The sequence below is a fragment of the Gluconobacter sp. Dm-44 genome (genome assembly GCF_018256175.1).
Classification (GTDB): domain Bacteria; phylum Pseudomonadota; class Alphaproteobacteria; order Acetobacterales; family Acetobacteraceae; genus Gluconobacter; species Gluconobacter cadivus.
Genome location: NZ_JAERLZ010000007.1, coordinates 43,750 through 65,228 on the forward strand (window position 1 = coordinate 43,750; position 21,479 = coordinate 65,228).

Here is a 21,479-nt window from a genome sequence, read left to right on the forward strand (position 1 = left end):
TTCATGGAGGTGCCCGCTTTCTGCATTTTGGAGAGCGATCCGGGGATGTCTCTGGTCTATCAGGCGGGAACGCTGAACACCACGGCACTGACCGTGCCAAATCTTTATGTGCAGATTGCCCAGCCGCAGACGCTGGCCCTCTCGGGCGTATCGTCTTCGGTGTTGGGGATTGTGGGAACCGCTGGCTGGGGCCCGGTGGGGATGCCGCTGCCGATCGGGGGCATGAGTGATTATGTCGCGGCGTTTGGCGCCAAGCAGAACAAGACGACGGATGCGGGTCTGGCGGTCAATATCGCCGTAATGCAGGGAGCGTCGACGTTCGTGGTTGTTCGGGTGACGGACGGAACGGATGTGGCGGCTTCCGGTACGCTTGACGGGGTGACGATTCAGGCTGTCTGCACTGGAAGTGCGGGGAATGGCATTGTTGCCGCAGTGACGGCTACGGGGTCCGGCTATGCGCTGGCGGTGACGCATGCCGAGCTGGGTTCGAGGACTTATGCCGGTGCGGACTGGTCCGGGATTGCCGCTGCTGTGGCGCAGGATCTGAGTGCGCTCGTGAAGGTTGTGTTGCCGGAAACGGTTCCGGCTGTGGCTGCTGCGAGTGTGACGCTTTCAGGCGGCACGGATGGTGGTGTTCCGACCACGGCGAAGTTCCTAGGGCAGGATAGCACAGTCCGGACGGGCATGTATGCGCTGCGTGGGCAGGGATGTGCCGTCGGGCTGCTACATGGTGTGTCGGACAGTACGTCCTATACGGCGCAGGCAGCTTTTGGGACGTCCGAGGGGGTCTATATGATCGCCGTGGGTCCCGCCGCGGATACGGTGACGAACGCGATTGCGGTCAAGGCATCAAGTGGTCTGGATGCGGCGTCGGTCAAGCTCATGTTTGGGGACTGGCTGTGGTGGGATGATGACAGCAATGGTGTGATCCTTGTGAGTCCGCAGGCATTTGCGGGTGGCAGGCTGGCCGCGCTTTCACCTGAACAGTCCAGTCTGAACAAAGCGCTGTCGGGGGTTGTGGGAAGCCAGAAGGCCGGTCTGACGGGAAGCAGTGCGACGTATTCCACGGCGGAACTGTCCGTGCTGTTTACGGCTGGAATTGACGTGATCTGCAATCCGGCGCCTGGCGGAAGTTACTGGGCTGTACGGTGTGGGCATAATTCGTCCAGCAAGAGTACCATGAATGGCGACAACTACACGCGTCTGACGAACTATATTGCGTCTTCGCTTGCGGGGGGCATGGGTGGTTATGTCGGCGAGGTCATTAACGACACGCTGTTCAGTGATATTCGCTCGACGCTTTTGGGTTTTCTGTCGTCTCTGCTGTCTCAGGGTATTCTGGGCGTCCAGAATGGTGAATTACCCTACAGTGTGGTTTGTGATTCGAGCAATAATCCGCAATCCCGCACGGCGCTCGGGTATGTGCAGGCGGATGTGGCTGTTCGATATCAGGGCATCAACGAGAAATTCATTGTCAATCTGCAGGGTGGCGCGTCTGTCACTGTATCGTCTGCTTCGGGGAGTGTCGGCTAAATGGCAAATCCATATAGCATTGGTCGGGATTGCCGGATTACGGTTCTGTGGAATGGCCAGCGGGTTGATCTGAGGGATGTGACGTCTTTCAGTGCGGCTCAGGAAACGCATGCTCTGCGTGCCAACCCGCTGAATGGTGTTCCTCTGGAATTCAATGTTCCGAATGGCTGGCGGGGAGCGTTTCAGATTGCCCGCGCCAATGCGGCCTTGGACAATTTGGTGGCGGCTGTGGAGGCTGCCTATTGGAATGCGGGAACAGTCGGAAGCGGGACGATCTACCAGTACGTTACGGAGCCGGATGGTTCGACGAGCACATGGGAGTTCAGCAATGTGTCCATGCAGTTGAAAAGCGATCCCTGGCAGGCGGATCATATGATCCATCAGACGGTTCAGTTCTTTGCTTCTACGAGGACGAAGATTTCGTGAGTGATTTTCCGCAGGAAATTGTTCTGTCAGATAAGCGCCGTTTGACGTTGCGCGAGATTGATCCGGCGGACATGCTGGACCTGATCGAAGCGGCGGGAAGTGCGATTAATGGGGCTTCGGCGTCTGCATGGCTGGGCTATGCGGAAATGATCTGTTCCGTGACAGCGATTGATGGTGTGCCGGTTCAAATGCCGCAAAGCAAGGACGAAATCCGGGATCTTGCCCGACGTGTCGGAAAGTCCGGGATTGCTGCGCTGACACCGTTGTTTGAGCGTGATGGGGATGACGATATTCGGGACGTCGCAAAAAACTGAGTCGGCACTCCGGGTTTCAGGAGATGCTTTATCTTCTGGATCACGGGGTGCCGTGGGATGTTTTGCGGGGGTGGTCAGGGGCGCGGCGTCTGGCTGCGTGTGTCATTACCGGTGAACGGGAAGGACACTGTTTTGACTGGGAAATGATGCGGTATCAGGGAGAGATATGATGCGGGAGGACATCTGGCGGAATATTCTCTTGGTCAGGACATTTTTTGGTCAGTCTGCCAGAGGGATGCTGCGAAGGGAGACGCCGGTTTCGGCCGTGCCTCGTTTGCGGAAATCGGGCTGGGCGAAGACGGTTCATGCCAGAAATCATCCGGGGATTGCGGTCAGGATGGCGTATTCCGGAACGCGGGAAACATCCAGTACTCGGAGCGTGCCCGGCGCAGGGAAGCCGACTGGGTTGCGAAATGAGGCGCACTTTTCAAGGCGAAAAGGGGATGAGGTATCGATGCTACCCTCTTTTTCTGTCAGATCTGTTGTTGCTCTTGCCGGGAACAAGGGGCGGATTAAAAGGGTATCTACCTTTCCGAATTCTCCGCGGCAGATGTCTCAGCTGCGTGTTAAACAAGATAAAATAGTTCCTAATAAGAAACGTATTAACTTTGTTTTCCGAAGAACTGTCTCTCCGGAAAGACAATTGGGGTTGCTCGAAAGAATATTCCCTTCAAAGTCTGCGAGGCGTGTTGGGAGTGCTGCATCGTCCGTTGTTCTTGAGACGATGCGGCGGTCTGGAAACTCCTTGTTTGTGCCGCAAGCTCGGCCTCTCCTTGCGGGGGAGGGGATGTACGGAACGACCGGGCGGGAACAGAAGTCGCAGCATGTTTTTTCAGAGGCTCGACCATATTACGATACTGAAATTGTGAACGATCGTCTGGAGCATGAGGTGAGGAGCGGGGATTTTCTGCTGGGTCATCGTGATGCCCGTCTGGCGGCGCGTCGTTCTGGCGGCGGTGTGGATGAGATCATGCAGCCTCAGTATCCCGGTCGCAGTATCGGATTTTTCTGACAGAGGAGATGTTCTCTGATGGGTATTGGCCTTTCTGACATAGAAAATGCCATTGGCGCTGTGGGGCGTTTGGGGGCGTCGTCGCCTGTCATACTGGGAAGTCTGGTTCTGACGGGAATTGAGGTTCCGGACACGCTTCAGGTTGGCGGTCGTCAGATGCTGGTTGTGCATCGTTTGCCAGGTGGTGGGCGGGTTGTGGACGCGCTGGGCAATGATCCGGGACGGCTGGAACTGCGGGGGCGTTTTCTCGGTCCAGACGCGCAGATGCGCGCTCAGGCGGTTGAGCGCATGCGCATGGCGGGACAGCAGGTTGCGTTCTCGGCGGCGGGTCTTTCTGTGCAGGTGTGGATTGCGCAGTTTACTTACGTCTATCAGGCGAAGGGGGCGGTCTGTTCCTATAAGCTGGTGCTTGAGAGGCCTCAGGAAACAACGTCCGTTCAGAGTCTGTCGACCCTGTCCGGCTTGCTGGGAGATGACGTCGGGAGTGCTCTCGACAGTTTTTCTGGGACAGTTTCGGACATTTCCGAAGGGGTCTTTACTGCGGTCGGGCAGGTTTCGTCGGTTGTGGGGCAGGTGATGCCGCTGGCCAGTTTGGTTGGTGCAGGTGGTTTTGCTTCGAAAGTTACGGATGCACTGGGGACGGTCAATGGCGTAGCGCAGAGTGGGATGAATCTCGCAACCGTTCCCTCCGCACTGGCGTCTGTTGTGGGAGGGTTGCAAAATGCGGGAAGTGGTTTGCAGTCCATTATCGTCGGGACGGGACAGAATGTTGAGGCCATCCAGCCGGTCAACAGTGTTTCGCTGAATACTCTGGGTCAGAATGCAGCGCTTCTGAGTGCGGCGGCTGATACGGGAGGGTTGGTCAACCGGTCTGCGGCGAATATTGCGGTGGCTCAGGGGCAGGAGACGGTTTTGCCGTCCGTTTTCGCATGAGGGAATGATGCAGGATATTATTGTCAGTGCTGCGGATATTTCCTTGTTTCATGTGGCGGCGCGTGAACTCGGAGATGCGTCCCAATGGTGGAGAATTGCGCAGGTTAATGGGATGGCCGATCCAGATCTGGGGAGGATTTCTAAGACTGTTGTTCTGAAGGTTCCGTCAGTTGAGTCTGATCTGGTGTCCGGTCTGCCTGATGGAGCATTGGAATGAGTGTCAGAAACCTGGAGGTTCAGGTTCTTTTCGACGGGCAGGTCGATCCTGTTCTGGCGCTTGTGCAGTTTGAAATCGATGCCAGCCGTTATGAGGCGTGCGATGTTGCTACTCTTCGTCTGGCTGTCAGAAAGAAGGGAGCGGCAACGCCATGGTTTGAGGCGGAGCAGCCTGCGCGGAAATGGGTGACGCTTCAGATGCGGGATACCCAGAATATTGCGGCGGCCTGGACGACGCTGTTTCAGGGACGTCTTGATCACATCGATTATGTGGCTGAGTATGCCATTCTGGAAATGGAATGTCGTGATGCGCTGGCGGCGTTGATGGATCTGCGTGTTCAGGATGCGTGGCTCAACCATACCCAGCAGGAACTTCTGGAAATTATGGCGCAGGCGGCGGGGCTTGAAGCGCGGATTACGTTGCCTTCGGATCAGGAGGCGCTGATGGAGGGTCAGTTTTGGCAGATCGAACATAAACGGGGTGCTCTTATGGGGCAGCACCGTTTTCAGACTGCGGCGGATCTGGCGTTTACGATCGCAAGGGATGCGTTCTGCGACCTCTATGCCGACGGAACATCTCTTGTCTGTCAGCCGCTGGGGTCTGCTTCGGAGGCTGGTGCGCAGGTGACGGATATGCGTCAGGCAGTTCTCGAGACTGGAATTGCGCGCGATTTGCAGTTACTGGCGGGTGTGGTCGTTCATATGGCGTCGTGGGATTCCCGGCAGAGAAGTACGACTCACGTCTATTACGATGGTGTTTCTTTTTCTCAGGACGCGCCTTCGGGCAATTCTACCATGCATACATTCCGTGTTCCCGGCCGTCGGCTGGAAGACTTGCAGAGGCTGGCGCGGGGAAAACATGCTCGCATTGCTGCTCATGCATTGTCTGTCCGAATTAAAATTCCTGGAATTATCGGAGTTTCGCCACGGAATTTCATGACCGTGGCGGTGGGAAATGGTGAGAAAACCCTTGGGATCGATCAGGTTCTCTCACGCTTTTCCGTGGAGCAGGGATTTGTGCAGCATGTCGTTCTAAGAGATCGGGGAGGTGAGGCATGAATGACGCCCGTTTTGATGCGGCCGCTCTGCAAGGTCGGACGGCGCATACCATGTTTGGGATCGTGTCTGCCGTTGATCCGGTCAATCATGCCGTCAAAGTTCGCATTCAGCCTGAAAACATAGAAACAGGCTGGATCCCGGATGCGTGCGGTGTGCATGCGGGGGATCTTCGGATTGCACGTCCGTCTTCTCCGGGAACGCATGTTGTGTTGCAACCGGTTGAGGGAGACGGAGAGCATCTGGTCGTGACGGGAAGTGTGTATGACACGGTGGTCATGGCGCCCGTGTCTCCGCTGACCGGTAAGGTTGCACAACCCGGCGAATTTCTTGTCAAAGGCGGGTGCGGTCTTCCGCCATTGTCTGCTTCCGGAAGTGTTGGGGCATCGTCTTCCGGTGCGGGGTGGTTACATATTGGTCCGGATGGTGTGGCGGCGGGGGCGGGAAATGCGTCTCTCCTTATCAAGAACGGGACGATAAGTCTTTCTGTTGGTGGAACGGATATGACGCTGACATCTGCCGGACTGACTCTTTCCGGAGGGGATATTCGCACCGACCAGCATTCTCTGAATGAACATATTCATCTGGCAGGAAGCCAGAAAACGGGAGGGCCGCTTGGATGATCGCTCTTTCGCATATTTTCGGGAATGATCTGGTTTTGTCCGCCGGAGGGCTTCAGACAGTTTCGGGATCGGAGCTTACGAGGCAGGGATTGCTGAGGCGTCTGCTGACGGTTGCGGGAAATTATGTCTGGCAGTCCGATTATGGGGTGGGGCTTCCGCTTATGGTGGGGCAGGTTATTGCTCCGGAAGCCATGGAATCCGTCATCCGGGCGCAGGTTCAGGAAGATGCCAATGTGGACTCTTCAGAGGCCGTGACTGTCACCGTGACGGATGAGGGGTTGGGCATTTGCAGATGTGATGTCTCCTATGTGGATGCCGGGTCCGGCCAGCAGCAGAGCCTGTCTTTTTCCTACTGAAATAATGAGAGCGGCACAGTATTGAACCGCTCCAAGAGGATGCGATGTCTCTCTCTTTACGTTCCTTTTCCACGACCGTTTCCACTGCGGTGACAACGGCGCAGGCATCCTGTTCGCAGTTGCTGGACGTTTCTATCGGTTCTCCCGTTCGGGCCCTGATGGAAAGTGTTGGCGGTGTTGGTTTATGGTTGCAGTATCTGGTGTTGCAATCACTGTTACGCACACGCCTGTCGACGTCAACGGGATCAGACTGTGACAGTTTTGTCTATGATTTTGGCATGAGTCGATTGCCCGGCACGGCAGCGACAGGTGTTGTGACGTTTACTTCTTTTCTGGCCAGCGAGCAGTCGGCAGTTATTCCTCCAGGAGTGATCGTGCGGACAGTCGGGGGGATCTCCTATGCGGTGACGCAGGATCAGACTTTGCCGACATGGTCTGCCTCTGCGGGAGGGTATGTGCGGGCAGCGGGCGTTGCGACGTTGTCGGTTCCTGTGTCTTGTCAGGTGGTCGGATCGGTCGGAAATGTTTCGGTTGGTGCGATCTGTCTGATGGGAACGGCCGTAGCGGGGCTGGATACGGTGACGAATGGTGCACCCTTCCTTAATGGTTCCGATCAAGAAACGGATAGCCAGTTAAGGGCACGCTTTCCGCTTTGGCTGGCCGCAAAAGCCTCGGCCAGCAGGGCTGCGGTGGGTAATGCCATTGCCAATGTCCAGACGGATTTGAGTTATTCGCTGCGGGATGGTCTGGATACGGCAGGGAATGCGCGAAGCGGCTATTTTACGGCTGTAGTGAACGATGGAAGTGGTGTTCCGTCGGACCAGCTTTTATCAAATGTCTATGATGCCATTGATTCTGTGCGGGCTCTTGGGGTCGGTTTTGCTGTGCAGGCGCCTCAGGATCTGACGGTGAATGTATCCATGGATGTCATTGTGCCTTCGTCTGTTCCGATTCAGCAGGCCGTGAGCGCCATCCAGTCGGCCGTGTCCCAGGATATTGCGTCCACGACAGTGGGTGATGGTTATCCGTACAGCCGCCTGTCCTATCTGGCTTATGCTGGTGCGGGCGTTACCGTGACGTCAGTTCTGAATGTCCGACTGAATGGCGGGCAGATCGATATTCCTGCAAATGGCAACCAAGCACTCATGGTTGGGAATATTCAGATCAATGTCACTCAGGGTTGAGGGGGTGAATTCTGAATTCTTGGGACGGATGAGGACTTTTTATGGCTGTATTTAATACATATCCCAAACTCGACTCCCTGACGGGAGAAGAGGTTGTCGTACTGGCAGATTCCAGCGGTACACGAACCGTTACGGCGACGGTCTCCCAGATTATCGAGGCACCCGTCAGTGTTGCGGCAAGTGGGCAGTTCTACTCGGATAAGGGCGCTCAGATAAAACGGTTTGCGGACCGGCTTCTGGTGGGTGTTGCAGCCGATAATCCTACTTTGAGTGACAGGGCAAGTTCGTCGCAGGATGACTGGCTTTCGGAAACCATGGGGGCAACATCCATCGGTCCCTGGGCATTGCAGGATGCTCAGTGTGCGTCGCTTGCACAGTTTGGCAACAGTGCGTTTGTTGCGGGGTCGCGCACATCCGATGCCGTGACCGGTAAGGCGTTGCTGGGTTTTCAGCCGAGTTCGATCGGGGTGGCGTCCTGGGGAATTTCCGATGACACCTCCAGTCCGACAACCACGACCGCTTATGCTTATTATGGCGAGGCGTGGCGTCTGGCCGGAGTGAATTATCAGCCAACTTTCGGAATGGAGCTTGAGGCTGTCAATTTTGGGGGCCTTGCAGTGGGACAGTCGACGCCTTATGCGCCAAATGTTGGCGGGGGCGTCTATGGGATCCAGCTTGGCGCAGGTGGCGGCCAGACATCGGGGACTTCCGATGCGGCGGCGGGTATGGTGTTCGTTTCCAATCCGAATTCATGGCAAACGGGCATTGTGTTTGGGGCCCAGTCCCTGACTGGGACGGATGGCAAGGATTCCGGATATGCCTCCGCTGTTTCCCTTGCGCGCAACCAGGCTGTGGAGTGGCACACTCCTGAGACCGTTTCGGGTGTAGCCGGGTCCAATGTTGGTGCATTTGTCCGTTCTACCGTGACGGAACGCACCAACGGCATGCGTCAGGAATTTACGGATAACGGGATCCTCTTTGGTAATATCGAAGGTGAGACGCTGTTTTCTGTCGCCAGCATGCCAAGCCCGACCAACGCGCTTCAGGTTCAGGCGGGCGCCGGGACACAGGCAGCCGGTCTGTATGTGCAGGAAGGGAGCGGTGGATCAGGAAATCTGGGGCTTTTTCCAGCAAGCGGCGGGGAGTTGCAGATTACGTCTCCGGTGACGGGGCTAGGGGGGACGATGCCCACTGTTGCCAATGGGGGTTTTCTGCATATCAACGTCAACGGTGCAGATTATCGTATTCCGCTGATGGCTCCAGACCAGGTCGGAGGGTGAGGGGATGGCGGTTCTTTACGATGAAGGCAAAGACATCCTCCGAGCTTCTGATGGTAGCGTTCTGCTGGATACGGGGCCTGCGCCTGGCTCTATAGAGGATTTTGCAGGGCGGTTCCGGCGTCTTTTGCCGACGGGGTGGTTTCCGCCTGCTCCTCAAGGGCTGGAAGCAGAATCCGCACCGGTACTGGCCGCAATTCTGCGTGGTTTTGGTGCGGTTTTGGCCGGAATCTGGCAATTAATGCAGGAATGTTCCTTGCAGATGCGTCTTGCAACAATGAGCGGCGCTTTTCTGGATATGGCTGCCGAAGATTATTTCGGGGATGGGGGACTGGTTCGTCAGGCATCCGAGCCGGATGTCGTGTATCGCAAACGCATCCGTGCTGCACTGTTTGCCGAACGCAACACCCGTCAAGCTGTAACGAATGCGCTTGTTGCGGTGACGGGTGTGCAGCCGGTGATTATCGAAACCCTCAATGCGTCCGACTGTCATGCGCTTGCCTGTGAATCGGTTCCTGCCATAGGCGGGGGGTACGGTTATGGTGCGCAGGCCCTGCGTTACGGCAGCCTTCAAGGTGGTCAGTTTTTTGTGGAAACACAGTTGGGAAAAGCCGCAGATCTGGCGACAGTCTGCCGTGTTGTCGATCAGACAGCAGCCATGGGCGTTACCGGCTGGATCAAGGTGAAAAATTAATGGATCGGGCCATCGTTTATGCGGGATCAATCCCGCTCGATACGGATCTGCTGCGGGCAGGGCGCTATACCAAGTCGGCATTCGGTAATTTGGCGTCCATGCTTTACGGACCGAATGTCATGGCGGCTTCGGGACTGGGATGTTCGACGGCTTATAACAGCCTGAACCTGACGATTGAGGCAGGGTCGATTGTTGCTCCCGGCGTTATGGATGCTTCCGCCATTGGTGGCAATGGTGGTGGTCTGGCAGCGGACACGACCGCTCTCACATGCCAGTATATTAGCTCGGCCTCGCAGATCATTACTCTGCCCGGATCGGGCAATACATACACGATTTACGCTCTCTGCTCCGAACAGGATGCTGATCCGACGGTGCTTCCGTTCTTCAATGCCAGCAATCCGTCCCAGACACAGGCTGGTATTCAGAACAATGGCAGCGCGCTTCCTGTGCGTCGGACGGGCACTATGACCTTTGTCGCCGCGACCAACCCTCCCGTTTCTCCGGCAGGCGGGTGTGTCGTAGCGCTTTATACGATTACGGTGCCACAGGGGGCGTCTACTTTAGCGGGAGTAACGGCTCAACCAGGACAAGTGTTCTGGCCGACCATTCCTGAGCTGGCGACGCAGGCTCTGCTGAAAGCGTCGACCGAACCCATGACACTCGTGACCGGAAATGGTTCGGTTTCCATCCCGGCCTGGGCCTCCAGAGTGGAGTTGCGTGTTATCGGTGCCGGTGGAGGCGGCGCGGCCTCGCAGGCCACGACGACTGCCAGTTCGTTTTCTGGTGCCGGCGGCGGCGGCGGCGGGGATGCCTGGGGCATTTATACCGTCAGTCCGACGCAGGGCAGCGGACTGGCAATTACGGTCGGGAATGGTGGCGGGTCCGAACAGACGGGTGGTACGTCTCTTGTCAGCTATCTCGGGCAGACACTCCTGCAGGCCGAAGGCGGACAGGGCGGCACGTTCTATTCCACGACGGGGTCTGCAGGCGGTGTCGGTGGAAATGCCTCTGGCGGTACCGTCTGGAACCAGAGCGGAACGTCCGGTGGTGACGGGCAGTGCAACGCCTACACGTTCTCAGGCTATGGAGGCGATGGCCCGTGGGGTGGTGCAGGGCGTTGCGGCAATCAGGGCGGCCGGAACGCCACGCGATATGGTGCGGGCGGTGGTGGCTCCTATTCAGCGACAACCGACGGCGCATCGTCCAGTGGGGGCACAGGATATCAAGGCTGTGTCCTGTACCGTTTCCTGCCCTGATAGGCTCAGTTCAGCGCAGGTGTGTCATCCGCCATATCGGAGGGTGGCATGCTTTTGCTGAACTGTTGCACGTCTTCTGCCGAAACAGGGGAGGCGTTGTTGCCCCACGCATGGCGGATGAACGTCACGACATCGGCAATCTGCTGATCGGTCAGCTTGTGGTTGAACGCAGGCATCGTGAAGGAGGATGGCGCGGCGGTCATGGCAGGAAGGGGCGCGCCAGCCTGAATGATATGAACGAGCGACACCGGGTCGGTCTGCATCACGACGGGATTGCCTGCCAGCGGCGGAAAGACGGCAGGATATCCCTTGCCGTCAGTACGATGGCAGGCGGCGCAGCGATCAATATAGACGCGCGCGCCCCGCGATGAGAGATCCGCTTTGTGAAGCTGGTCCGTAATGGTGGGGTCATAGGTCCAGGGTGTCTGGGACTGGTCGGCCGCTTGAAGGCTTTTGAGGTAATGCGCGATCGCCCGCAAATCCTCATCAGTCAGTTTCTGTGTGCCATGCAGAACGGCAGACGTCATGGAGCCGAAGACGCTTCCGGTCTCGGCGCGGCCAGTCTTGAGGAACGCCACGATGTCCTCTTCACGCCAGCGGCCCAGTCCGGTCCGGTTTTCCTGACGCAGGGACGGAGGCGTCCAGCCATCCACCACGGCTCCACCAGACAGATAAAGACTGCCGCCATCGGCCGTCAGGGCTTTTTCCTGCATGGTGATGGCGCGTGGAGAATGACAGGCTCCGCAATGGGCAGGCCCTTCCACGAGATAGGCGCCCCGTGCCAGTTGGGGATCGGTAAATTCTCCGGCGGTGCGGGTGATGGCTTTATGAGGCGTGGGCGCAAAAATCCAGCGCCAGAACGTGAGTGGCCAACGCATGGACAGTGGCCACTTAATCTCGTTGTCCGGCGTTGCAACGGACGCTGCTGGGACGCCTTTCCTGAAATAGACAAACAATGCGTGAATATCGCTGTCTGTCATCCGGGCATATGAGGGAAATGGCATGGCGGGATAAAGGGTTGAGCCATCCCGGCGAATGCCTTCCCGTACGGCACGGCTGAACTGTGCTTCCGTATAGCGTCCGATCCCGTGTTCGGGGTCGGGGGTGATATTGGTGGAGTAGATTTTCCCCATAGGGAGAGAAAATGATACTCCTCCGGAATATTCCGGTTTTCCGTGAACGGAATGACATGCCGCGCAGTCGGAGGCAGCTGCCAGATAGCGTCCTTTTTCCAGAGTAGCTGTGTCAGCATCCTGCGCGACCGCAGATCCCGTAAGTCCGGCTCCGAGAATGAGGGCTACAAAGAGGGTTCCCTTCATGCTTTCACCAGCGGGCCAGGGGATTTGAGATAGGTTGCACGGATATGATGCGCGGCCCAGTATGCGAGCGCAGCCACCATTCCCGTCGGATTATATCCCATACCCTGCGGAAACGCATTCGACCCGATGACAAAGACGTTGGACACATCCCAGCTCTGAAGGTAGCGGTTGATCGCGCTGGTCTGGGGATTTTCTCCCATAATAGCGCCCCCGCCCAGATGGGTGGTCTGATAGGTGCGTGTGTCGAAGGGTTGACCCGCATTGAGATGAACCAGATTCATTTTCGTCGCGCCCATGGCGCGGGCGATGGGTTCGATTTTGCTCACGACATACTGGTTCATACGGATGTCGTTATCCTTCCATGTGAAGGTCATGCGGAGCAGCGGCTGCCCGTAAGCATCCTTCCACGTTGGGTCGAGATCCAGATAAACATCCCGATACGCCATGTTGCTGCCATGGGCGTCGATACCGAGTGAATGCTTGTAAGTATTGACGAGGGAGTCCTTGTAGGCGGAACCCCAGCGTGGCGTGCCTCCCCCTCCGGCGCCGAGTGCGGCGGCAATCGGCTTTACGCCCGCCTGATTGACCCAGACAGGCGATCCCCCCACAAAACCGAGCGGTCCGTGATCGAAATTCATGCTGTTGAAATCGTCAATGGCAACCCCGGCTCCGCCCGCTCCGACAAACTGGTTCGTATAGGTCGAAGGCGGCAGCCAGACGCGTGAGGACGTGATCGTCTGGTAGACGAAATTGCGCCCGACTGTTCCGGTGTTGCTAACGGGATCGTAGGGTTTTCCGATCCCGGACATGAGCATCAAATGAACGTTGTGGAACTGGAACGCCCCCAGAATAACCAGATCCGCCGAGAGCGAGGTTTCTTTCCGGGTTTTTGTATCCAGATATGTGACGCCAGTCGCTTTTGTTTTCGTGCTGTCGAGATCGACGCGTAGAACATGGGCGTTCGGGATAAGGGAAAATCTCGGATCCTGCCGCAGGACAGGCAGGATGTTTACGTTGGGTGAGGCTTTTGAATACAGGTAGCAGTCATACCCGCTGCAATAACCGCAGAAATTACATGGCCCCATCTGGCAGCCGTAAGTGTTGGTATATTGCCGCGAAGCGTTGGCCGCGGGAAGCGAATAGGGGTGGTACCCGGCATTTTTCGCGGCATCCCGGAAAACTGATGCTGAAAAAGTATCTTTCATGGCTGGAAGTGGAAAATTATCGGAACGATCCGGGGAAAAAACATTCCCGTCTCCAGCGATTTTTCCCTGAACTTTGTAAGCTTCGCCTGATGTCCCGAAAACCTTTTCTGCTTTGTCGAAAAAAGGTTCGAGCTCGTCGTGGCTGACGCCATAATCCTGAAGGTTCATACCTTCGGGAATGAATTTCTCGCCATATCGTTCGATTACGGCACTGCGGAGCCTCAGGTCTTCTGGGGCAACGCGGAAATGGACGCCAGACCAGTGCAGACCCGCACCGCCGACGCCTTCGCCGGGCAGGAAGGCTGCGAGCTGCCGGTACGGCAGGGCCGTCTGGTCCATGGTATTGCGGATCGTCAGTGTCGACTGGGAGAGGTTTTGGAAAAGCCGTTTGCGGATGGTTCCGCGCAGTTCATCAATTGATTCCGGATAGGCTCCTTCAACGGGCGTCGTTCTTTCCGCCCCCCGCTCAAGCATGACGACCGACAGACCGGCTTCGGTCAATTCCTTGGCCATAATTGATCCGGCCCAGCCGGCGCCTACAATGATCGCATCGATATGTTTGACCATCAGGCAGTCTCCCCGGAAATGGAAACCGGACCGATGGGGTAGTACGCACCTTCCTGATTCACCCAGTCCATGAAGTCTGCTCGGGCTCCGGGAAAGCCCAGCATGACCCATCCCCCAAGGCCCCGGTTGCCACCGTAAAGCGGATCGGCAAAAGCTCCTTCTAGTGTGTTGGTCCGAAGCTGTTCGAAAAAGACACGCCCCGGAATGTCCCCAAGCTGTACCGATCCGCCTTCCAGGGCTGTCAGGATTTCGTCCTGCTGCAGAGCGGACAGAGCCGCAAATCCCTTCCCGTATTGCTGACGGGCGTAGTGCTCCACGCCTGCAATCCCTTTGCGGTACAGGTCCTTGGGGACGAACGGCAGTTGGTAGCCCAGATTGGCTGGTCCCTGCTCGAACGGGCCGGACATGTACCAGTTCTCCCCCAAAGCGTATGGGGTCTGCATCTGCCGGTCCAGGAATTCCGCAACACCGAGCGCCCTTGCGCCCGGGCCGTTATGGTCAGCGGGAAACAGGCGTTCGCAAGCGGATTCGAGAAACTGGTATTCCGCAACATCGAAAAAAACTGGACGATAGGGCTGGGCCGCTTCAGCCGCCAGAGCTTCGGCCCAGTGGGCATTTCCTGACGCCACCCAGAATGACGTGGTTCCCAGAAGGCCTTTCATGACACTGCGGCGCAGTGGATTGTTCAATGTCGGTTCCATGGGCGCACAGCTTTCTTCGGGGATAGAACCAAAGGGTATAGAAAATATGGAAATGGGTAATTTACAAAGCCTGTTTTCTAACGAAGACAGATGAAGCCCGCCAGACGACCGCTCATCACAACCTGTCGAGAGGCCTTAACCCGAACTGAAATTCAGTGGGTTGCGGAACTGCCCGTTGAAGGAAGTTGCAGGGTTCCGGGCTGGGGTGAGCGCTGGACGGTGGCGGGCGTGGTTGTGGTGTCGGTCTCTGCACCCGTCGGGAAAATAGCATCCGGAGCACTGGGGGCCGCAACAACGGGCGTTACGGTTTTTGCAGATGTAGGAGGTGCCGTATCCGGTGTGCTCAGTGTGGGCGTTGTGGGTGCTGTGACCGGCTTAGCTCCCGGTACGCCCAGTGTCTGCTGCTCTACGCCGCCATTGACGATTGGCGTTCCCGCAGCATCCGTTATCCAGGACAGGAGCTTCTTGCGGATCTGAAATTCCAGCTCCACATTCATATCCTGCATCATCTGGTTGGTAAGGGTATAGAGTTCCTTGCGGGATGTCGGATCGCGGTCTCCGGCGTCCAGCTTGCGCGTGATGCGGGCATGAACGAATCCGGTATGCTGGTTGTTGGCATCCGCGACATTCAACTGCACATCCATGGCGCCTTCCACCGCATTGTCGCCCGCACGGTTCAGATAGGCCTGCTTGATGATGAAGTCTGCCTTGCCCGAAGTCCCGCTGGCGACCAGACGCTGTGCGGCCATATTTTTAAGCGCCTGATCCGGTGCAATGGGTGCTTTGGCCGACAGGGAATCCTGTGCGGCAGGCGCTTCGTCCTGAACGTCGATCGAAGCCACATTCAGATGGATCTGGGGAAGATAGCTGTAATCGGTCGGGGGAAATGTCTCGTCCGCAGTTCCGTCCGAGCAGGCCGTCAGACCCAGAGACAGCATCAGGGCTCCCAGACCGGTCCAGTAACGTATGCGCATATCCTGTCTCCTGAAGGCTTTACCGACGACTGAAAAGGGACTTGATCCGGCTTTTCAGCCTCTGTCCAGAGGCTGGAAAGTGGGAAGTGGGCGCTGGCGGCTGGGACAGCGTATAAGACGGCGCCTTTTCGGGAGGCGAAGGAGGCGGCGTTTCTTCCGGGGGCGTTGAACGAAAGCCGGAAGCCTGCCCGACCCCAAAATCTTCCGCTCTGAACGGACGGGCGTCCCGGATCAGGGAAACATGTTCGGGATGACGGGCATACCAGCCCAGAATCAGCCCCGGAATCATTGCGGCTCCTGGATCGTCACTGATCAGCATCGGAGCATCGGGATAGTAAAAAGACGGACGCAGCGCCGGAAATGCCTTATTCCAGATCAGGTAAAATACTGTATCGGCGTCCTGAAAGCGGCTTACACTGAGCGACTGCACCTGAAAGGTGATCTGGGCCAGCAGCGGCAGCGCCGTGAAGGGCGACGAGACGATCAGCGGACCCTGCCCGCGCTGGGCTGCCAGCAGGGCTGTGAGCCGGTTTTCAGCAATCTGCCGCCCGTTCGGACAGGACAGGGCTTCGCCGCTATCGGCATGACCAGACGGCAGCAGCAGCGTATGGGGCGCAAACCCTCCAATCCATGAGCCGGAGAGTTCATTGACGGCGATTTCAGGCAAAGTTTCGCAGGACGGACTGGCCTGCGGGGGGAGGGGAGCACCTAAAACTCCAGTCGCCAGCGGCCAGAACACTCTGTCCATCGCCACCAGAAGACGCTTCCGGGCGGCCTCATCGAGCGTCAGAACATGACTTGCGCAGTAGTCATCCCCTTCAAGCCACCAGCAGGCCTGCTTGCCGGTCGCGTCTTCCTTAAAAACCACAACGCTGAAATCATCCGCCACAACATCCCGACTGCTCGGACTCCAGCCGGGGTAAAGCTGCTCGACCGGAAAGCCATCGAGCTTCACGCCATCAAGCAGGGGCAGCGTCATGCAGTCCGTTCTCCCAGTTCCCCGCGCGTAAAGCGGAAACCGACATTGCAGAATTCACAGTTCATCGTGATGGCGCCATTTTCGACCATATGGTCGAGGTCGTCCTCGGGGAATGTCTCCAGAACGGAGGCCAGCCTCGCCCGGTTGCATCGGCAGCCATAAGCCAGCGCGCGTGGCGTCCCAACACGGACGTCCAGCGTGCCGAAAAGCCTCTGGATCAGGCGCTCGTTGGACAGGTCCGGGTCAAGGATCTCCTGCTCCGTCACTGTCGCGGCCAGCGTACAGGCAGTTTCCCAGGCGTCCTCATCCTGTTCGGACGCCTCGATCCCGCCTTCTGCCGCGATCCGCTCCAGAACAAGTGCCCCGGCCTTCCATCCATCCGCCGATTGCGCACAGAACAGCCGTATCCAGCAGTCATGCTGCTCGCTGGTCTGGAAATAGTTCACGGCCATGTCCGCCAGCGTCGTGCCGGTCAGATCCACGATGCCCTGATGCCGGTCCATGTCCGGCCCCTGATCGATGGTGAACGCCATGTAGCCGTCCCCCAGAAGGCCCTTGGCCGTCTCAGGGAGGGCATCCCGGTCCGCATCCTCGCGCAGACGCGCGAAGAACCGCAGATCCCCGCTGTCTGTGGCATCCGTCACGAGCATCGAAACCGGACCGTCGCCCTTGATCTGGAGGGAAAAGGCCCCCTTGAACTTCAGAGCCGACACCATGGCCGCCACGAGGGCCAACGCCTCTCCCCCAAGCTGCGAAACCGCATCGGGATTGTCATGTCGCGACAGGATGGCATCTGCCAGAGGCCCAAGTCGCACCAGACGTCCCCGTACCGGGGAGCGTTCCAGATAAAAGGGCGTAACGCCGCCCGAGACGACCATGTTCGGAACGTCAGGCCGGTTCGTGTCGAGGAAGGGGGGTGTGTCCATCAACCGTTTTCTTTCCCGAGAGCCCAAAGCAGCAGGCCCTTCTGCGTGTGCAGGCGGTTTTCCGCCTCATCGAAGACAACGGACGCCGGGCCCTCAAAGACCTCTGGCGTCACTTCTTCCCCAATATGGGCAGGCAGGCAGTGCAGGAACAGGGCATCGGGTGCAGCTTTTGCCATCAGCGCCGTATCGACCTGATAGGGCTGGAACACCTTGAGGCGGGTTTCACGGTCCTTGTCGCCCATGCTGACCCAGGTATCCGTCAGCACGGCATCCGCGCCCGCGACGGCTTCCGCCGGATCGCGGAAGACCTCGATCGTCGCACCATGGGCGCGTGCCCACGCCACGGCGTCCGGATTGGGCGCGAATTCTTCCGGTGTTGCCAGACGGACATTGAAGCCCAGCAGGGCCGCGCCCTCCATCAGGGACGTGGCGACATTGTTGCCGTCGCCGATCCAGGCCAGCGTTTTGCCGCGGATCGGCCCGCGATGTTCCTCGAACGTCAGGACATCCGCCAGAATCTGGATCGGATGGGAGACGGGCGTCAGGCCGTTGATGACCGGAACCGAGCTCCACTTCGCCAGTTCGCGCAGATTGGCGTCATTCCCGGTCCGCAGAACGATTACGTCCAGAAAACGCGACAGGACGCGGGCGGTGTCGGCTACAGTCTCGCCCCGGCCAAGTTGCATATCACCCGGCGAAAGCACCGAAACGGACCCGCCAAGCTGCCCCATCCCGACCTCGAACGACACGCGGGTGCGCGTCGAAGGCTGAGCGAGGATCAGGCCGAGGGTACGGCCTTCCAGCGGGCGATCCGGATGCAGGGGCTGACGGCGCCCGTTCTGCATAGCCTTGACCTTTGCGGAAAGGTCAATGATCTGCCGGATGATTTCGGGGCTGAAATCGCGCAGATCCAGAAAGTGCCGGGGGGCTGTTGTCGCACTCACGATGCTTTCTCCTGCGTGGCAGAGGCTTTCAGGGACAAAGCGGCTTTCACCAGCCGCTCGCAGGCCTCACGACATTCCGCTTCCGTGACGATCAGCGGCGGGACGAGACGCAGCACATTGTCTCCAGCGCCTACGGTCAGAAGGCCCTGATCCAGAACGGCCTGCATGACGTCGCCCACAGGCGGCACACAGTGTAGGCCGCGCATCAGTCCAAGACCGCGGGCATTGTCGAAAACGCCTTCCGAGCGGCTGACAACGTCTTCCAGCATCTTGCCGAACGCATCCCCGACCGTGCGGACATGCTCCAGAAAGCCGGGGCTCAGGATTTCTTCCAGAACGGTCACCCCGGCCGCACAGGCCAGCGGATTGCCGCCAAAGGTCGTCCCGTGGGAGCCCGGTGTCAGGTGTCGCGCCAGTTCTTCCGTCGCAAGCACGGCACCAAGCGGGAAGCCACCGCCAATGCCTTTGGCCACCGAAATCACGTCCGGACGAATGCCATACCATTCATGCGCAAACAGCTTGCCCGTCCGGCCAACGCCCGTCTGGACTTCATCAAAACCCAGATACAGCCCGTATTCGTCACAGACGGCGCGCAGCCCTTCCATGAACTCGCGGGTCGCAGGCTTGATGCCGCTCTCACCCTGAACGGGCTCGACGATGATGCCGGCCGTGTGCGGCGTAATGGCCTCACGCAGCGTGTTGGTGTTGTTGAACGGCGCATGGTCGAACCCCTCCACCACAGGGCCAAAGCCCTTCTGATAAGCGGGGTTGCCCGTCGCGGAGATCATGGCGAGCGTCCGGCCATGAAAGGCTCCGTCGAAACACAGAATGCTGGTCCGCTCCGGATGCCCGTTCTCGAACTGGGCGCGGCGGATCATCTTGACCATGCCTTCATTGGCTTCGGCGCCCGAATTGCAGAACAGCACGGAGTCCGCGAACGTGTTCTGCACCAGCAGTTCCGCCAGCGCCTCCGCCTGCGGAACCCGGTACAGGTTCGAGACATGCATGACCTTTGCGGCCTGTTCCGCAATGGTTTTCACCAGTTTCGGATGGGCATGTCCCAACGAGGTCACGGCAATTCCGGCCCCGAAATCCAGATATCGTCGCCCGTTCGTCGCCGTCAGCCAGACGCCTTCGCCCTGCTCGAAAGCGAGGTCGGCACGTTTGTAGTTCGGCATCAGCGCGGGGATCATGATGGATCTCTGAATATCTGGTTGAAAACGAAACGGTTCATGCGGAATCGCAAAACCCTGCTCCGGTTGCCCGGAGCAGGGCTTCAAATTCCGCCAGCGCATAGTGAAGGGCAGAACGGGGTTCCGTCAAACCCCGGCGTGCCGGAATGTGGCGGTCAACCCGGCAAATCAGACCCGTTGATACAGCAGATCCCGCGCCAGCCAGCACCCGACCCGTACCGCCGTCACGCTCCCGCCCTGCCGCTCGAAGGCCAGCGTCCAGTCTCCGGGAGCCGTATGATCGAGTGCGCGCGGGCAGGGCAGAACCCACACATCCTTTGCCAGACGCTGGAGCATTTCCATCCGTCCATCGCCCAGAATTCCCGAAAAACCGCCATAAACCACGCCACCCGCCAGTGTGATGGTGACTGCGGCTTCGTCCAGTTCCTCGCAGCGATAGACGCCAGCCAGTTCAGCAATATCCTCGCCGGGCGTCTCGTCGCAGCGGGTAAGGATGCTCGTCCGGTTTTCTCCCGGACGCTCCACCACGACTTCCGGTCCCTCCGCAGTCTCCTGCGCTTTTACGACGACCGATCCAGCTTCGGCCCGCGTTGCCGAAATCCCTGCCAGAACCTCCGGTACCATTAGATAGCGCAGTGTTGCTCCACCGGGAGCGGGTTCGATTCGGGCCGACAGACCCGTTTCCCGCTCCAGATAGGTCCCATACAGCGCGGTCGGAGGCTGCGTGCTGCGGTCCGGCTCGTATGGAACACCCAGAGCCGCTGCCAGAATCTGCGCCGCCGCAACCTGTGCCGCGCTCATGTGATTGAACATCACCACAACTGACAGACGCTCGGACGCGACATGCAGCCGATGGGAGCGCCAGCCCCGCAGAGCGCCGCCATGCATCGTGACGTCCCGCCCGAACATCGTGCTGCGTTGCAGGCCGAATCCATAAGGCGCGGCCTGACCGTCGCTGAACATCACCGGCGCGGTCAGGCGCCGATACAGACTGTCCGGCGCGTCGCGGGTTTCATCAATGAACCGCTCCCACGCGATCATGTCGTCCAGAGACGCCCCAAGTCCGGCATCTCCCGTCCAGATGACATTGTTGACTGCCGGACGGAAGCCGCTCTCCACGGTTCCTTCATAGCCGACTGTCCCATCCGGCATGGCACGCGTATCGGCGGCCAGAATGGCGCGTTCCATGCCAACCGGATTGAAGATCGACGTCTGGAGCAGTTCGGCGAAGCTGCGTTCCGTCCGGTCCTGAAGAATGTCGGACATCAGCCGGAAATTCTGGTTCACGTAGGAATAGGACGTGCCGGGCTGAAACTGGAGCGTCCGCGTTCCTTCAATAACGCGCCGTGCCTCGCGGTCTCCGAAGTCGCCTTCGATGGGCGCACCATGCAGCATCGCCACGGCCCAGTAGTCCCGCAGCCCTGACTGGTTGTGAGCCAGATGCAGCATTCCCGGCGAAGGCTCGTCGAGCTGCGGCAGGCGCGCATCCACATCCGCATCCAGCTCGGAGGGATCGTCATACAGATCAAGCAGCGTGCCGCAGGTGAACTGCTTGGTGATGGAGCACATACGGAACAGCGTGGACGGCGTGAACGGAATGCGCCGCTCCACATTCGCATAGCCCCAGCCATGCCGGATCAGAACTTCACCGTCCTTCAAAACGGCCACAGCCCCGCCGGGGCCGGGAAAGCGGGCAGGGAGGGCGGAGACGGCCGCTTCAAGACGGGTCAAAAGTGAATCGCTCATGGAGGGAATGATGGCTCCAGACCGGCTTGCCGTAAATGCCTTTCA

General features: G+C 58.5%; 22 protein-coding genes. 13 read left to right on the forward strand and 9 right to left on the reverse strand.

Going from position 1 to position 21,479, the window contains the following annotated elements:
* Nucleotides 1-45 precede the first annotated feature (45 nt).
* The 13 genes from JK213_RS09700 to JK213_RS09760 all read left to right on the forward strand — a co-directional run bounded on the left by JK213_RS09700 (nucleotide 46) and on the right by JK213_RS09760 (nucleotide 10,880).
* Nucleotides 46-1,533 carry a phage tail protein gene (locus JK213_RS09700; RefSeq protein ID WP_194262828.1) on the forward strand — a complete coding sequence of 496 codons (1,488 nt, stop codon included), beginning with the start codon at nucleotides 46-48 and terminating at the stop codon, nucleotides 1,531-1,533.
* Complete coding sequence (locus JK213_RS09705; protein ID WP_062108428.1) at nucleotides 1,534-1,959, forward strand: hypothetical protein; 426 nt, start codon at nucleotides 1,534-1,536, stop codon at nucleotides 1,957-1,959. It abuts the gene before it with no gap.
* The gene (locus tag JK213_RS09710) at nucleotides 1,956-2,273 is read left to right on the forward strand and encodes a hypothetical protein (RefSeq protein WP_194262756.1); all 318 of its coding nucleotides are present in this window, start codon (nucleotides 1,956-1,958) and stop codon (nucleotides 2,271-2,273) included. The genes JK213_RS09705 and JK213_RS09710 overlap by 4 nt, the downstream gene beginning before the upstream one ends.
* A gap of 787 nt (nucleotides 2,274-3,060) precedes the next feature.
* Entirely contained in the window at nucleotides 3,061-3,285 is a 225-nt protein-coding gene (locus JK213_RS09715) for a hypothetical protein (RefSeq protein WP_194262757.1), read from the forward strand.
* 18 nt (nucleotides 3,286-3,303) lie between these two features.
* The gene (locus JK213_RS09720) at nucleotides 3,304-4,218 is read left to right on the forward strand and encodes a hypothetical protein (protein ID WP_194262758.1); all 915 of its coding nucleotides are present in this window, start codon (nucleotides 3,304-3,306) and stop codon (nucleotides 4,216-4,218) included.
* A 4-nt stretch (nucleotides 4,219-4,222) separates the two neighbouring features.
* Nucleotides 4,223-4,435 carry a hypothetical protein gene (locus tag JK213_RS09725; RefSeq protein ID WP_194262759.1) on the forward strand — a complete coding sequence of 71 codons (213 nt, stop codon included), beginning with the start codon at nucleotides 4,223-4,225 and terminating at the stop codon, nucleotides 4,433-4,435.
* Nucleotides 4,432-5,493, forward strand: a complete 1,062-nt coding sequence (locus JK213_RS09730; protein ID WP_194262760.1) for a hypothetical protein — start codon at nucleotides 4,432-4,434, stop codon at nucleotides 5,491-5,493. The genes JK213_RS09725 and JK213_RS09730 overlap by 4 nt, the downstream gene beginning before the upstream one ends.
* Nucleotides 5,490-6,113 (forward strand): phage baseplate assembly protein V, encoded by a 624-nt coding sequence (locus JK213_RS09735; protein ID WP_194262761.1) that lies wholly within the window; start codon nucleotides 5,490-5,492, stop codon nucleotides 6,111-6,113. The genes JK213_RS09730 and JK213_RS09735 overlap by 4 nt, the downstream gene beginning before the upstream one ends.
* Nucleotides 6,110-6,469 carry a phage tail protein gene (locus tag JK213_RS09740; protein ID WP_194262762.1) on the forward strand — a complete coding sequence of 120 codons (360 nt, stop codon included), beginning with the start codon at nucleotides 6,110-6,112 and terminating at the stop codon, nucleotides 6,467-6,469. Before JK213_RS09735 ends, JK213_RS09740 begins: the two co-directional genes overlap by 4 nt.
* 44 nt (nucleotides 6,470-6,513) lie before the next feature.
* Nucleotides 6,514-7,653: a baseplate J/gp47 family protein gene (locus JK213_RS09745; RefSeq protein WP_194262763.1), complete on the forward strand. Its 1,140-nt coding sequence runs from the start codon at nucleotides 6,514-6,516 to the stop codon at nucleotides 7,651-7,653.
* Nucleotides 7,654-7,694: 41 nt separating this feature from the next.
* Nucleotides 7,695-8,933, forward strand: a complete 1,239-nt coding sequence (locus JK213_RS09750; protein ID WP_194262764.1) for a hypothetical protein — start codon at nucleotides 7,695-7,697, stop codon at nucleotides 8,931-8,933.
* 4 nt (nucleotides 8,934-8,937) lie between these two features.
* On the forward strand, nucleotides 8,938-9,624 hold the full coding sequence (locus JK213_RS09755; RefSeq protein WP_194262765.1) for a hypothetical protein: 687 nt from the start codon (nucleotides 8,938-8,940) through the stop codon (nucleotides 9,622-9,624).
* Nucleotides 9,624-10,880, forward strand: coding sequence for a hypothetical protein (locus JK213_RS09760; protein WP_194262766.1), 1,257 nt, complete (start codon nucleotides 9,624-9,626; stop codon nucleotides 10,878-10,880). The genes JK213_RS09755 and JK213_RS09760 overlap by 1 nt, the downstream gene beginning before the upstream one ends.
* A 5-nt stretch (nucleotides 10,881-10,885) precedes the next feature.
* Here the strand turns inward: JK213_RS09760 and JK213_RS09765 are convergent, their stop codons facing one another.
* The 9 genes from JK213_RS09765 to JK213_RS09805 form a co-directional block, all read right to left on the reverse strand.
* Nucleotides 10,886-12,199: a cytochrome c gene (locus JK213_RS09765; RefSeq protein WP_194262767.1), complete on the reverse strand. Its 1,314-nt coding sequence runs from the start codon at nucleotides 12,197-12,199 to the stop codon at nucleotides 10,886-10,888.
* Entirely contained in the window at nucleotides 12,196-13,971 is a 1,776-nt protein-coding gene (locus JK213_RS09770) for a GMC family oxidoreductase (protein WP_408869899.1), read from the reverse strand. Before JK213_RS09770 ends, JK213_RS09765 begins: the two co-directional genes overlap by 4 nt.
* A complete protein-coding gene (locus JK213_RS09775) occupies nucleotides 13,971-14,672 on the reverse strand; it encodes a gluconate 2-dehydrogenase subunit 3 family protein (RefSeq protein ID WP_228125545.1) in 702 nt (233 codons plus the stop codon). Before JK213_RS09775 ends, JK213_RS09770 begins: the two co-directional genes overlap by 1 nt.
* A 152-nt stretch (nucleotides 14,673-14,824) precedes the next feature.
* The gene (locus JK213_RS09780) at nucleotides 14,825-15,646 is read right to left on the reverse strand and encodes a hypothetical protein (RefSeq protein ID WP_194262768.1); all 822 of its coding nucleotides are present in this window, start codon (nucleotides 15,644-15,646) and stop codon (nucleotides 14,825-14,827) included.
* 19 nt (nucleotides 15,647-15,665) lie between these two features.
* Nucleotides 15,666-16,625 carry a hypothetical protein gene (locus tag JK213_RS09785; protein ID WP_194262769.1) on the reverse strand — a complete coding sequence of 320 codons (960 nt, stop codon included), beginning with the start codon at nucleotides 16,623-16,625 and terminating at the stop codon, nucleotides 15,666-15,668.
* On the reverse strand, nucleotides 16,622-17,551 hold the full coding sequence (locus JK213_RS09790) for an Hsp33 family molecular chaperone HslO (protein WP_194262770.1): 930 nt from the start codon (nucleotides 17,549-17,551) through the stop codon (nucleotides 16,622-16,624). Before JK213_RS09790 ends, JK213_RS09785 begins: the two co-directional genes overlap by 4 nt.
* Nucleotides 17,551-18,495: an ornithine carbamoyltransferase gene (gene argF / locus JK213_RS09795; protein WP_322783050.1), complete on the reverse strand. Its 945-nt coding sequence runs from the start codon at nucleotides 18,493-18,495 to the stop codon at nucleotides 17,551-17,553. The genes JK213_RS09790 and argF overlap by 1 nt, the downstream gene beginning before the upstream one ends.
* Nucleotides 18,492-19,688, reverse strand: coding sequence for an aspartate aminotransferase family protein (locus JK213_RS09800; protein ID WP_194262771.1), 1,197 nt, complete (start codon nucleotides 19,686-19,688; stop codon nucleotides 18,492-18,494). Before JK213_RS09800 ends, argF begins: the two co-directional genes overlap by 4 nt.
* 168 nt (nucleotides 19,689-19,856) lie before the next feature.
* The gene (locus tag JK213_RS09805) at nucleotides 19,857-21,434 is read right to left on the reverse strand and encodes a D-aminopeptidase (protein ID WP_194262772.1); all 1,578 of its coding nucleotides are present in this window, start codon (nucleotides 21,432-21,434) and stop codon (nucleotides 19,857-19,859) included.
* Nucleotides 21,435-21,479: the final 45 nt, after the last annotated feature.